General features: G+C 59.9%; 12 protein-coding genes and 1 pseudogene. 7 read left to right on the top strand and 6 right to left on the bottom strand.

What is annotated here, in order from left to right; genetic code table 11:
- Nucleotides 1-93 precede the first annotated feature (93 nt).
- Together F8N96_RS19240 and F8N96_RS19235 are read right to left on the bottom strand one after the other, a co-directional pair.
- A pseudogene (locus F8N96_RS19240) lies at nucleotides 94-393 on the bottom strand (cation:dicarboxylate symporter family transporter); the annotation flags it as partial.
- Nucleotides 394-554: 161 nt separating this feature from the next.
- Entirely contained in the window at nucleotides 555-914 is a 360-nt protein-coding gene (locus F8N96_RS19235; protein WP_150799134.1) for a DUF6124 family protein, read from the bottom strand.
- Nucleotides 915-1328: 414 nt separating this feature from the next.
- Here F8N96_RS19235 and F8N96_RS19230 point away from each other — a divergent pair, with 414 nt between their 5' ends.
- Nucleotides 1329-1895, top strand: coding sequence for an adenylate kinase (locus tag F8N96_RS19230; RefSeq protein ID WP_150799133.1), 567 nt, complete (start codon nucleotides 1329-1331; stop codon nucleotides 1893-1895).
- A gap of 170 nt (nucleotides 1896-2065) precedes the next feature.
- Here the strand turns inward: F8N96_RS19230 and F8N96_RS19225 are convergent, their stop codons facing one another.
- Complete coding sequence (locus F8N96_RS19225; RefSeq protein WP_150799132.1) at nucleotides 2066-2569, bottom strand: hypothetical protein; 504 nt, start codon at nucleotides 2567-2569, stop codon at nucleotides 2066-2068.
- Nucleotides 2556-2861, bottom strand: coding sequence for a hypothetical protein (locus F8N96_RS19220; protein ID WP_150799131.1), 306 nt, complete (start codon nucleotides 2859-2861; stop codon nucleotides 2556-2558). The genes F8N96_RS19225 and F8N96_RS19220 overlap by 14 nt, the downstream gene beginning before the upstream one ends.
- Nucleotides 2862-3134: 273 nt before the next feature.
- Here F8N96_RS19220 and F8N96_RS19215 point away from each other — a divergent pair, with 273 nt between their 5' ends.
- Nucleotides 3135-3323: a type II toxin-antitoxin system HicB family antitoxin gene (locus tag F8N96_RS19215; protein ID WP_224789582.1), complete on the top strand. Its 189-nt coding sequence runs from the start codon at nucleotides 3135-3137 to the stop codon at nucleotides 3321-3323.
- A gap of 58 nt (nucleotides 3324-3381) precedes the next feature.
- On the opposite strand, the gene F8N96_RS19210 is transcribed toward F8N96_RS19215, so the two are convergent.
- Nucleotides 3382-3978 (bottom strand): cupin domain-containing protein, encoded by a 597-nt coding sequence (locus F8N96_RS19210; protein WP_191627468.1) that lies wholly within the window; start codon nucleotides 3976-3978, stop codon nucleotides 3382-3384.
- A 101-nt stretch (nucleotides 3979-4079) separates the two neighbouring features.
- Nucleotides 4080-6041, bottom strand: a complete 1962-nt coding sequence (locus F8N96_RS19205; protein ID WP_150799130.1) for an FAD-dependent oxidoreductase — start codon at nucleotides 6039-6041, stop codon at nucleotides 4080-4082.
- A gap of 176 nt (nucleotides 6042-6217) precedes the next feature.
- Between F8N96_RS19205 and F8N96_RS19200 the strand changes: the two genes are divergently transcribed.
- The 5 genes from F8N96_RS19200 to F8N96_RS19180 all read left to right on the top strand — a co-directional run bounded on the left by F8N96_RS19200 (nucleotide 6218) and on the right by F8N96_RS19180 (nucleotide 11813).
- Nucleotides 6218-7072 (top strand): class II aldolase/adducin family protein, encoded by an 855-nt coding sequence (locus tag F8N96_RS19200; protein WP_150799129.1) that lies wholly within the window; start codon nucleotides 6218-6220, stop codon nucleotides 7070-7072.
- A 238-nt stretch (nucleotides 7073-7310) separates the two neighbouring features.
- Nucleotides 7311-7958 (top strand): TetR family transcriptional regulator C-terminal domain-containing protein, encoded by a 648-nt coding sequence (locus F8N96_RS19195; RefSeq protein ID WP_150799128.1) that lies wholly within the window; start codon nucleotides 7311-7313, stop codon nucleotides 7956-7958.
- Nucleotides 7959-8050: 92 nt separating this feature from the next.
- The gene (locus F8N96_RS19190) at nucleotides 8051-8764 is read left to right on the top strand and encodes a response regulator (RefSeq protein ID WP_150799127.1); all 714 of its coding nucleotides are present in this window, start codon (nucleotides 8051-8053) and stop codon (nucleotides 8762-8764) included.
- A gap of 5 nt (nucleotides 8765-8769) precedes the next feature.
- Nucleotides 8770-9540 carry a substrate-binding periplasmic protein gene (locus F8N96_RS19185; RefSeq protein ID WP_150799126.1) on the top strand — a complete coding sequence of 257 codons (771 nt, stop codon included), beginning with the start codon at nucleotides 8770-8772 and terminating at the stop codon, nucleotides 9538-9540.
- Nucleotides 9537-11813: an ATP-binding protein gene (locus F8N96_RS19180; RefSeq protein WP_150799125.1), complete on the top strand. Its 2277-nt coding sequence runs from the start codon at nucleotides 9537-9539 to the stop codon at nucleotides 11811-11813. Before F8N96_RS19185 ends, F8N96_RS19180 begins: the two co-directional genes overlap by 4 nt.
- Nucleotides 11814-11838: the final 25 nt, after the last annotated feature.

Here is an 11838-nt window from a genome sequence, read left to right as displayed (position 1 = left end):
CGCAAGCGCAACCAGCTTGGCTGCGGTGGTCTCGTTTGAAAGGGCTCCCTTTAGCACTCATGTTGCCAGTGCTTAAGGGAGCAGTACTTATGCTCAGGCGGGCGTAGCCTTCAGGCAGTGCGCAGCGCGGCCCTCCCACTTGGCGATAACCAACGGAGCCAAGGCATTCCCGAGTACGTTCAAGGCAGTGGTCGGCATCTCCATCAACCGGTAGACGCCGGCAATGAAAGCAATGCCTTCAAGCGGGAGGCCAGCGCTGGCTAGAGTGGCTGACAAAATCACGAACATGAAGCCCGGTACTCCAGCAGCCCCCTTGGACGTCAGAACCATGGTAACCACCAGCAACGCTTGATCGCCAAAACTCAGATCGATGCCATACAACTGAAAAGCAAAGGTGACGAAAAGCAAAGGTGACGGATTTATTTTTGAAAAGCAAAGGTGACGAAAAGCAAAGGTGACGGATTTATTTTTGCGCTTGGCAGAAATGCGGTCCCGAAAAAAGGGACCGCAGCACAGACCGCAGGGCTTACTCATTCTGCCTCAGCCAACCCCACCTACTCGCGCGGATCGATCTGATCCAGCACTCGGTTCGCCGTGATTTCTGCCAGCATGATGCTATTGGAAATGCCCAACAAGGCGTGACGCGACCCTCCGTCCAGATGATCCACCAGGTGGTGAACCATCACATCGACCGAGGCCAGCGTTTCAACCAGATAAACCATGAGGGTTTCGGTCGTCGCCTCTGGGTCGACGGTAAACAGGGTGCTGGGGGAGCGCGGGGTGGCTTTGATGTCGGCGACTGAGGGGAAGTGGAAGTCGAGGGCCTGTTCGGCGGTCTCGTTGAGTCTGTTTAAATCAGATTCGTACGGGGAGATTGGATCGGTGTCTGGTGGGTTTGGTGAAGGCTTCTTCATGTTCTGAGTTTTCCTAATTGGTTGCCAACCTCATGCTGCTAAACAAAGAGGGAGGCAGCTGCACGCAGGTTAGCAGACCGGGAAACTCAGAAATCCGGCGCGCCCGAGGGCGCCCTACGTACAGCTACCATCAAGTACAGGCGTTGAACTACCTGCATGACAGATGCACGCACAACCGAGCTAACGCGGGCTGCTAAACCCGATCACTGATGAGCAGTGACACGAATCAAGTTACCGGGCGGCCCCAAGGCGCACAAGCCGGCGGATTCTGGCGTAACCGTAGGCAACGGCGCAAGGTGTTGTAGCTTTCAGGAGGTAAGCAGTAGGGCGCTTAAACACGTGCGTTGCGCGGATGTTTAATTTGCGAGCGAACATGACGGCACGCCTTATTTTCACAAGACAGGAGACCTGGCGGTGAGCCAACGGATTTATATCAGCGGAGCTTCAGGGGCAGGCGTGAGCACGTTAGGAGCAGCATTGGCAGAAAGTCTTCATATACCCCATGTTGATGTCGATGATTACTATTGGTACCCGACGGATCCGCCCTTTGAAAAATCACGTCCGCCTGAAGAAAGACTTGTTCTGTTAAAACGAGCGCTAGCCGATCTCCCTTGGGCATTGTCCGGATCATTAGATGACTGGGGGGCCGAGGTGATTCAAGGCGCTGATCTAGTGGTATTCGTTGACACTCCGACACCGCTCCGTATGGAGCGCTTGAGGTCACGCGAATCACGACGGTATGGCCAGCGCATTTTGCCTGGCGGCGATATGTATGAGAACCACCAGAAATTTCTCACTTGGGCGCAAAGCTATGAGGCGGGCAGTCGAGCGGGCCGTAGCAGACCTAGACATGAGCTGTGGCTCAAGCACTTGACTAAACCAACCCTCAGATTGAGCGGAGAGATCGCGATCGCAGAAATGGTGATGACTGTAGTCGCGGCGATTTCAGATTTGACTCACCTGGAATCAACAAGCGATTGAATCGCTCCAGTCCCGAAATAGATCAGCCCCCCTTTTTTGGTCCATTGACAAAGAGGTGCCTGCTGTCTTTGCCAAACGAGTATCGCAGGTAGCCTTTGTCGAAAACCAGGATTCGCTCACATCGCGCGCGCCGATAGGGGGACGTGGTCAGTACATATCCGTACTCCCATTCATTTTTGTGCTGGCAGATTCGTCGGATTTTCTGGCGGAACTGTTGGAGCAGGAGGGGGTAGTTGGGACTGTTCGGATTTGCTAAGCCCAACCTGGAATGCAGCCATCATATTGGCGGTCAGCGCGGTGTTAAACGAAGCGATCCCGAAAACGATGGCCAATACTGTCGATACGGCTGTAATAACCATAGCGGTCTTCATGGAGCCGAGGCTGCTTTGAGTCTCGGAGTGGTTCGCGCCGATCTGCGAAAGCGCTGCATCCAATCGCTTGTCACGTTCAGCTTGAGCAGATAGAAAACCGTCGATTTTCGCGGATACAGACTCGACTCGAGCATCCATCTTGACTTCGATGGTCTCGAGTTTTGCGTTGAATTCTTCGCGAGTGATTTCGTTCATGCGCTCAGTATGGCCTCCACTTTTGCCATTGTCACTTCCGCTTGGCAGACTGCTTCCTCGACCCGATTGCTCTAATTTTCTCAGCAGGGATTCGTCAATGGCTCCCATTTTCCGCTCCCTTTGCGCGCTCAAGGATAGTGGTCAGTCGAATCGATAGTGCCTGCATCGATTTTTTATGCTCTGCAATCAGATCCAGAACTTCGCTGCGCCGATCATCGTCGAGATCCAGGTTCTCAAGATTAAAAACGGCCAAATTGCTGGTGGAAATAGTGATGGACATCATGTCACCGAGGACGTTTTCAAGATCGCTGAACGCGTCTTTGACAGGGTAAGCTGGCTCAAACTCCCCTGCTAACGCTTTACCAAAGTAAGTGGGTTTTTCGGATGGTTCTTCGCTCACGAGCGAAACTCCTTTTTTGGTTAACATGGACTGCTAAACCCGGTCACTGATCAGCAGTGACACGAATCAAGTTACCGAGCGGCCCCAAGGCGCACAAGCCGGCGGATTCTGGCGTAACCGTAGGCAACGGCGCAAGGTGTTGTAGCTTTCAGGAGGTAAGCAGTAGGACGCTTAAACACGCGCCATGCGCGGATGTTTAATTTGCGAGCGAACATGATCGAACGCCTGGTTTCTGCCCTCGCTTGAAAATCTTCAACGAACAGGAGTTGAGCTATGAACAGCATGACTTATAAGGGCTATGCGGCCCGAGTCAAGTTTGATGAACGGGACGACATTTTCGTCGGCCGAGTGTTGGGTGTGCGTGACATCATCAGCTTTCACGCCGATTCAGTGGCCGAGCTGCGCGCCGGGTTTGCTGCCGCTGTTGAGGATTATTTGGCGGACTGTGGCCCGCCGATTTGACTGAAGTTCACTGTCCGGAACACAGCGTTCCGGCAGCTTGTTTTGTTGTTTTTACCCTTCAAAACGTCGGTGGGGTAATCACCCAGATCACCACCGCGTCGACCTCGCCGGGGTTGCCGTAGCGATGGGGTTCCTGGCTGGAAAAACTGAAACTGTCGCCTTCATTGAGCTGGAAATGGCGTTCGCCAACCCACAACTCGAAACTGCCGCTGAGCAGGTAGCCGGCTTCTTCGCCTTCATGGCTATAGCTTTGCTGGCTGTAAGTGCCTGGTGGAAAGCGCGAATGCAGGATCTCCAGCTGGCGGTTGGGCTGCGGGGTCAGCAATTGGTCGACGATGCCGTCTTCGTAATGCACGCTCATCCGGCTGTGCTTGCGGACCACATATCCACTGTCCTCGGGGGCCGTGCTGGCTTCGCTGGCGAAGAACCACTGGATGGTCACGCCCAGGCTGCGGGCGATGTTGAACAGCGCCGGGATCGACGGGTAAGCCAGGTTGCGTTCCAGCTGGCTGATATAGCCCGCTGTCAGCTCGCTCATGTCTGCCAGCGCGGCCAGGGTCATGCCCCGGCGTTTGCGCAGGCCGCGAATCCGCGTGCCGAGGAAGTGCGGCCCTGCGCCAGCGGGCTGACTGGCGGGCGCGCTGGCAGGCGGCAGGTTGCTGCTGTTGCTCATTGCGTGCTCCGAACCGGACTGTGCCCGAGCGGGTTGAAACCCTCGAGCCTGGTGGCTGAAAAGGCCGGGAGTATAGAGCAGCCTCAGAGGTCCCATGCAACCCTCAAGCCGTCATAAATCGCTTCTTCGGCGGTGCGCGGCGCCAGGCAGTCGCCGATCCGCCGGAACTCCACCAGCCCTTGCAGTTCCGCGCCGAGGGTATCCACCGGCTGGTGGCCCTGGCACAGCACCAGCGTGTCGATGTCTTCGAAGATGATCGGCTCGGCGCTGGCGGTGTGTTGCATGTACACCGTGCTGTCGTCGCAGCCGTAAAGGCGGGCGTAAGGTGTAATGGGGATGCCCGATTTGTGCAGTTCGCCAGCCAATTGATCGCGCACGTACAGTGGCAGGTTTTCTCCACAATGGGTGCCGTTGACCGCCAGTTGCACCTGATGGCCGGCACGCACCAGGCGTTCGGCGATGCCGGGACCGATCCAGTCGCACCGCCAGTCGACGACCAGCACCGAGCGTCCAGGCTTGACCTCGTCGCGCAGGACCTGCCAGGCATCCACCACGTGCAGTTCGCCACCCCGTTCGAAGGTTGGCCAATAGGGTTCGGCACCGGTTGCAACAATCACCAGGTCCGGCCGTTCGCGTTCGACCAGCGCCCGGTCGACGCGGGTATTGCGCACCACGCGTACGCCAGCCAGTTGCATTTCCCGCTGCAGGTTGGTGCTGGCGCCGCCGAATTCGCTGCGCCGCGGCAACAGTTGCGCCAGCAGGATTTGCCCGCCGAGCTGTGAACCGGCTTCGTAGAGCGTGACCTCATGCCCGCGCGCGGCGGCGACGGCGGCCGCCTTCATCCCGGCCGGGCCGCCGCCGGCGATCATGATGCGCTTGCGTTTGGTCGTCGCTTGCAGCTTGCCGAAAATCAGTTCCCGACCGGTTTCCGGATGCTGGATGCAGGAGATCGGCAAGCCCTTATGAAAGTGCCCGATGCACGCCTGATTGCAGGCGATACAGGCTCGTACATCCTCGCTGCGCCCGGCATCGGTCTTGTTCGGCATTTGCGGGTCGCAGATCAGTGCGCGGGTCATGCCGCAGACATCGGCCTGACCACGGGCAAGGATCAGCTCGGCTTCTTGCGGTTGATTGATGCGCCCGGTGACGAACAGCGGAATCGACAGACTGGCCTTGAACGTCCCGGCTTCCTTGGCCAGGTAAGCCGCTTCGATGGCCATCGGCGGCACGATATGCACCGCACCGCCCAACGATGCCGAAGTGCCGGCGACGATGTGCACGTAATCCAGCTGCTGCTGCAATGACTTGACCGCCGCCAGCGACTCGTCTTCGGTCAGGCCTTCGGGGTCGCGCTCATCGGCACTGATGCGCAAGCCGATGATGAACTGCTCATCGGTGTTGGCGCGGACCGCCGCAATGACTTCGCGTAAAAACCGCAGGCGCTGTTGCAGGTCGCCGTTGTAGCCGTCGGTGCGCCGGTTGACCCGCGGGTTGATGAACTGCGCGGGCAGGTAACCATGGCTGGCGACCACTTCCACGCCGTCCAGGCCGGCCTGGTACAAACGCCGGGCCGCGGCGCCATAACCGGCGACGATCTCGTCGATCATGGCTTGATCCAGCGCGCGCGGCATGACCCGGAAACGTTCGTTGGGCACCGCCGAAGGCGAGTAGGCGACAGCCAGCAGGCCATCGCTGGATTCCATGATTTCCCGCCCCGGGTGGAAAATCTGCGAGAGCACCACCGTGCCATGGGCATGACAGGTGTCGGCCAGCTGTCGATAACCGTCGATGCAAGCGTCATCGGTGGCCATCAGCACATGGGAGGTGTAGCGCGCACTGTCATGCACCCCGGCAACCTGCAGCACAATCAGCCCGACGCCGCCTTCGGCACGCGCCCGGTGATAGGCGATCAGTTGCTCGTTGACCAGGTTGTCGGTCGGCATCGACGTGTCGTGTCCGCTGGACATGATGCGGTTCTTGAGGCGTTTGCCACGGATCTGCAGCGGCTCGAAGAGGTGCGCGAACGCTGGGGTGGAAGTCGGCATGGTGCGATACTCCAGGCGAGCCGAAGCCGGAAAACAGGGGGTTCGGCGTTTTTATTATTGCGCTATAGAAATTTACCCTCAGTAAAAAATCAACTTGTTTTTTTACTGATGGATAAACAGATTGGGACGTCGAGTCCTTTTCTTCGCGCAGACGATCAGCCCAGAGAGCAGAAACAATGAATGAAATCGCACACCCGGCGGCTGGCGCTGCCGAGCAGGTTTCCAGCGAGCAACTGGTGACGGACCAACTTTCTACAGACCCACTTTTTACAGACCCACTTTTTACAGAACAACGGCTGCGCCGGGAGCTGGCGGCCTGTTATCGATTGATCGCGCACTTTCGCATGAGCGACCTGATTTTCACCCACATCTCGGTGCGTCTGCCGGGGCCTGAGCATCACTTCCTGATCAACCCCTATGGGCTGATGTTCGACGAAATCACCGCCTCCAGCCTGGTCAAGATCGACCTCGATGGCCGTGCGGTGGAGTCGTCGCCGTATCCGGTCAACCCGGCTGGCTTCGTGATTCACAGCGCCATCCACCGTGCCCGCGCAGATGCGCAGTGCGTGTTGCATACCCACACCAGGGCCGGTTGCGCGGTGGCGGCGTTGAAGTGTGGGTTATTGCCGGTGAATCAGATCTCCATGGAGTTCTACGAACGGGTCGCTTACCACGACTATGAGGGCGTGGCGCTGGATCTGGGCGAACAGCAGCGACTGGTTGATGACTTGGGTGACAAGACGGTGTTGATGCTGCGCAACCATGGTTTGTTGACCGTCGGTGCAAGCGTCGGCCAGGCCTTTTTACGCATGTACTACCTGGAAAAAGCCTGCGAGATCCAATTGGCGGCACAGGCCTGCGGCGAACTGGTGCTGCCACCGGCGGCCGTTTGCGAGCACACCGAGCGCCAGTTCAACGAGCCGGGTCGGCCATTGGCGGAGGGCGAGCTGAATGATCCGGGTGCCATGCAGTTGGCATGGGCGGCGTTGTTGCGGTTGGCGGATCGAGTGGCGCCGGGTTATCGGGATTGAGTGCAATGCCCTGAGGCGGGGGGCTTGCTCCAATGCCAGTCAGTTAAGTGAAAGGTGTGCCCCCTGTAGGAGCGAGCTTGCTCGCGATGGACGTTAACGATAACGCGTGTTTTCTGAACAAACGCGCCGCTCTTGAGTCCATCGCGAGCAAGCTCGCTCCTACAGAGATGCTGTACAGTTGTTCAGCTCAGTGGCTGCAAAAGACCGGCCCAACGACTGTCCAAGGAGATTGATCACCATGACCCAGGAAGCCCGCTTTTCCCGAATGGAGCCGGAGTTGCGCAAGGCCAACCTGGTCGAGGCGACGCTGGTGTGCCTCAAGCGCCACGGCTTCCAGGGCGCTTCGATCCGCAAGATCTCGGCTGAAGCGGGGGTGTCGGTCGGGTTGATCAGCCATCACTACTCCGGCAAGGATGAGCTGGTGGCCGAAGCCTATCGGGCGGTCACCGGGCGAGTCATGAGCCTGTTACGCGACGCGATGGAGCAAGCCGCCCCCAATGCCCGCGAGCGCTTGTCAGCGTTTTTTCGCGCGTCGTTCTCCGCCGAACTGCTGGACCCGCAACTGCTGGATGCCTGGTTGGCGTTCTGGGGCGCGGTAAAGACCGCCGAAGCGATCAACCTCGCCCATGAGCATTCCTATGGCGAATACCGCAGCGAATTGCGCAAGGTGCTCAACGATCTGGCCCGGCAAGAGGGCTGGGAGGCTTTCGATGCCGACCTTGCCGCCATCAGCCTGAGCGCGCTGCTCGATGGCTTGTGGCTGGAGTCGGGACTCAACCCCGGCACCTTTTCCCCGAGCCAGGGCGTGCAGATCTGCGAAGCCTGGGTCGACGGTTTGCAGGCCGGCGGTCGCCAGCGTTTTCGTTTGCAGACAGAGGGCTGTTGATCGATCGTTCAGCAATAGCTACTCTCTGCCGCTCAAACGGGACACATTCTAATAAGAAACATGCCCTTCGGGCTTATGCAGGACACCAAGCGATGACTCCTCGGGTACTGATCGTCGACGACGATCCGCTGATTCGCGAACTCCTTCACGCCTATCTTTCGCAAGAAGGCTACGACGTGCACTGCGCCGCGACGGCGGAGCTGGCCGAAACCTTTCTGGCGACCAACACTGTCGACCTGGTGATGCTGGACATCCGCCTTCCGGGCAAGGATGGCCTGACCCTGACCCGCGAGCTGCGCGTACGCTCGGAAGTCGGGATCATCCTGATTACCGGGCGCAATGACGAAATCGACCGCATCGTTGGCCTCGAATGCGGCGCTGACGATTACGTGATCAAGCCCCTCAATCCACGGGAACTGGTGTCGCGGGCGAAGAACCTGGTGCGCCGGGTTCGCCATGCCCAGCTGCAGCAGCCGGCGCCGGCGCTGCGTCAGCTCAAACAGTTCGCGGCCTGGGGATTGGACACCGATCGCCGACGCTTGATCGATGGTGCCGGTGGCGAAACCCTGCTGACCCATGGTGAGTTCCAGTTGCTCAGTGTGTTCCTGCGCAACAGCGGGCATACCTTGAGCCGCGATCAGTTGATGGATCAGATCCGCAACCGTGAATGGGTGCCCAACGACCGCTCCATCGACGTGCTGGTCGGGCGCTTGCGGCGCAAGTTGCATGACGACCCCGCCGAGCCGCAATTGATCATTACCATCCATGGCGCCGGTTATCTGTTCACCGCCAGCGTGGCGGCCTGAACCTTATGTGGCGACTGCTCTGGCTACTTCTGGCACTGACGGGCACATCGGTGGGAGCAGAGAAGATTCGCTACTGCGATTATCCGGTCTACCCGCCGATTTCCTGGAGCGACGGCAAACAGGTGCGCGGCCTGGCGCCCAGTGTGGTGAAGACATTATTTGGCAACCTGGGGTACGAGGTGGAGATCGTCGTGCTGGGCAACTGGAAGCGCTGCCTGCTGGACGCCGCCGAAGGCCGGGTCGACGTGGTCCTGGCCTACAGCACGGCGCAGCGCGAACAGAGCATGCGTTTCTCGACGGTGCCGGTGTTGCGTGAAGAAGTCGCGGTGTTCTTCAACCGCCAACACCCGGTGAAGTTCGAACGGCTTGAAGACCTCGGCAATTACCGCGGCGGCCTGCTGTTTGGTGAAAGCTATGGCCTGGACTTCGATCGCTTCGTCGCCCGGCACGGCAATATCGAATGGGTGTCGGACAGTCGACAGAACTTCGGCAAGCTGATCCGCGGCAGAATCGACTTCATCACCCATGAGCGGCGCACCGGGCAGCTGTTCGTGGAAAACCTGCCGGGTGCCGCAGACATCCAGGCGTTGCCCCATTCATTGAGCGTCGACTATTTGCGGGTCGCCGTGTCGCGCCGCTCCACGCTGGCCGAGCGCATGCCGGCGATTGACGCCGAGCTGCAGCGGATGGTTGCCGCGGGCGAGATCGAGCGCTGGTTGAACGAAAGTGAAGCCACCTATCGCGACATGATCAAACTGCCGGCGGACGCGCCATGAGCCGCGCCAGTCCCGGCGGCCTGTTGCGCCGCCTGCTGCTGTTCATCCTGCTGTTCAGCCTGTGCTTCACCATTCTCGCCAGCACCGTGCAGCTGTATTTCGAGTACCGCCGTGAAATGCGCGATATCGATTCGCGCATGGAGCTGATCCGTGCCGGCTACCTGGCCAGCCTGGAACGCAGTCTCTGGGATCTCAACCAGGAGCAGTTGAATGTGCAACTGCGCGGCCTGGTGGATTTTTCCGATGTGGCCCGGGTGCATTTGCGCAGCCCGGATTTCGACCTGCTGCAAGGCAGCGCCGCGCCGGCCGGCCCCTTGCGCATCGAGCGTTTCCAGCTCAATTATCAGCCGCCGTCCGGCCCGTCGCGGCATCTGGGCGAGCTGGAAGTCAGCATCGACCTGGACGCGGTGTATCGCCGGCTGTACGCCACCGGCCTGACCAGCCTGTTATGGATGAGCGTGTTCCTCTGCGGCCTGGCGGTGGCGCTGTCGGGGTTGTTCTACCGGCTGGTGACCCGGCATTTGCAGGTCATGGCCGATTTTGCCCGGCGCATTGCCGACGGTGACTGGCATGAACCTTTGCGCCTGGACAAAAGCAGCACCGGCAGCGACGACGAAATCGATACCGTGGCTCACGCCCTGGATGACATGCGCCGGGCGATTCTCAGCGATATCCACCGCCGCGAAATCGACCGCCTGGCGCTGCAGGACAAGCGCGACGAACTGCAGAAAATGGTCGAGCGGCGCACGGCCAGTCTGCTGCGCGCCAAGGATGAGGCCGAAGCGGCCAACCTCGCCAAGTCGCGCTTCCTCGCCACCATGAGCCATGAACTGCGCACGCCACTCAATGGCATTCTCGGCATGGCCCAATTGCTGCGCGGCGCCAGTCTCGACGAGCGCGATGGCAAACGCCTGGAAGCGCTGTACAAGGCCGGCGAAGGTCTGCTGACGATTCTCAACGAAGTGCTGTATTTCGCCCGGCTGGAGGAGGGCGAAAGCCATCCGGAGCAGGTCGACTTCTCGCTCAGGCAACTGCTCGATGAGGTACTGACGTTGCTGGAACCGCGAGGGCTGAGCAATGGCACGCAACTGCAGTGTCGGGTTGATCCGCAGGTGGACGATCGTTGCCGTGGCGCCGAGCAGTTTTTACGTCAGGTGTTGAGCAACCTGTTGGCCAACGCCATCAAGTTCACCGAGGCCGGACACATTAGCGTCGACGTCGCGTTACTGGCGGCGGGCGACCCGTCCACAGGGCAACGCCTGCGGTTCAGCGTGACCGACAATGGTATCGGCATCGCGGCGTCGGTGCAGGAAAAGATCTTCGAGCGCTTCACCCAGGCCAGCGAAGACGTGGCCCTGCGTTATGGCGGTACCGGGCTGGGATTGGCCATCAGTAAACACCTGGTGCAGTTGCTCGGCGGGCGCATCGATGTCGACAGCCAGGAAGGGCAGGGCAGTTGCTTCTGGTTCGAGCTGTCCCTGCAACCGGCCCTGGCCGCGGCCCCTGTCACGCGTACCTCTTCACCGGTTCAGGCACTGAGCATTCTGGTGGTCGAAGATGTGGCGCTGAACCGCGAGGTGGTCAGCGGCCTGCTGGAACGCGACGGGCATTGGGTCAGCCTCGCGGAAGATGCCGAGCAGGCCCTGGAACGCTGTCGCCGGCAGGCCTTCGAGTTGATTCTGCTCGATGTGCATCTGCCGGGCATGAGTGGCGTCGAACTGTGCAGGCTGATCCGCAGCACACCGGGGCCCAATCAACACAGCCGGATCTTCGCCCTGACCGCCAGCGTGCAGCCGGCGCTGGTTCGCGGTTACCTGGATGCCGGCATGCAGGGCATTCTCGCCAAGCCGCTGAAGCTCGACAACCTGCGCCAGGCACTGGCCGGTGAACTGCCGATGCCCGAGCCGGCACCGGACACTCATCCGATGGACTGGCAACTGATGGACTGGCAGTTGCTGCACACCCATCGCAGCTTGCTCGGCGAGCAGAAACTGCAGGGCTTGCTGGGGGTGCTGCGCGACTCGATCGCCCAGCATCGCGTGGCGCTTATGGAGGCCATTGAAGCCGGTGACTGTACCGAGGTTGCGCATCTGGCCCACCGGTTGGCCGGGAGCAGTGACTCGCTGGGCTTTCGCGCCTTGGCCGAGGTCTTGCGAGCCCTGGAAGAGGCGGCATTGAGCAACGACACGGCGGCGGTGCACGCGTTGGTGCCGAAGTTTCAGGGGGTGTTGCAGGCTTCGCAAGGGGTGCTGGCGGACGAGTTGAACGCCTGACGTACAAAATCGTTACGACTTTTTA

Source organism: Pseudomonas fluorescens, assembly GCF_902497855.1.
GTDB lineage: Bacteria > Pseudomonadota > Gammaproteobacteria > Pseudomonadales > Pseudomonadaceae > Aquipseudomonas > Aquipseudomonas fluorescens_BI.
The sequence above is the reverse complement of the archived record's forward strand: the minus strand, read 5'-3'. Positions and strand labels throughout refer to the sequence as shown.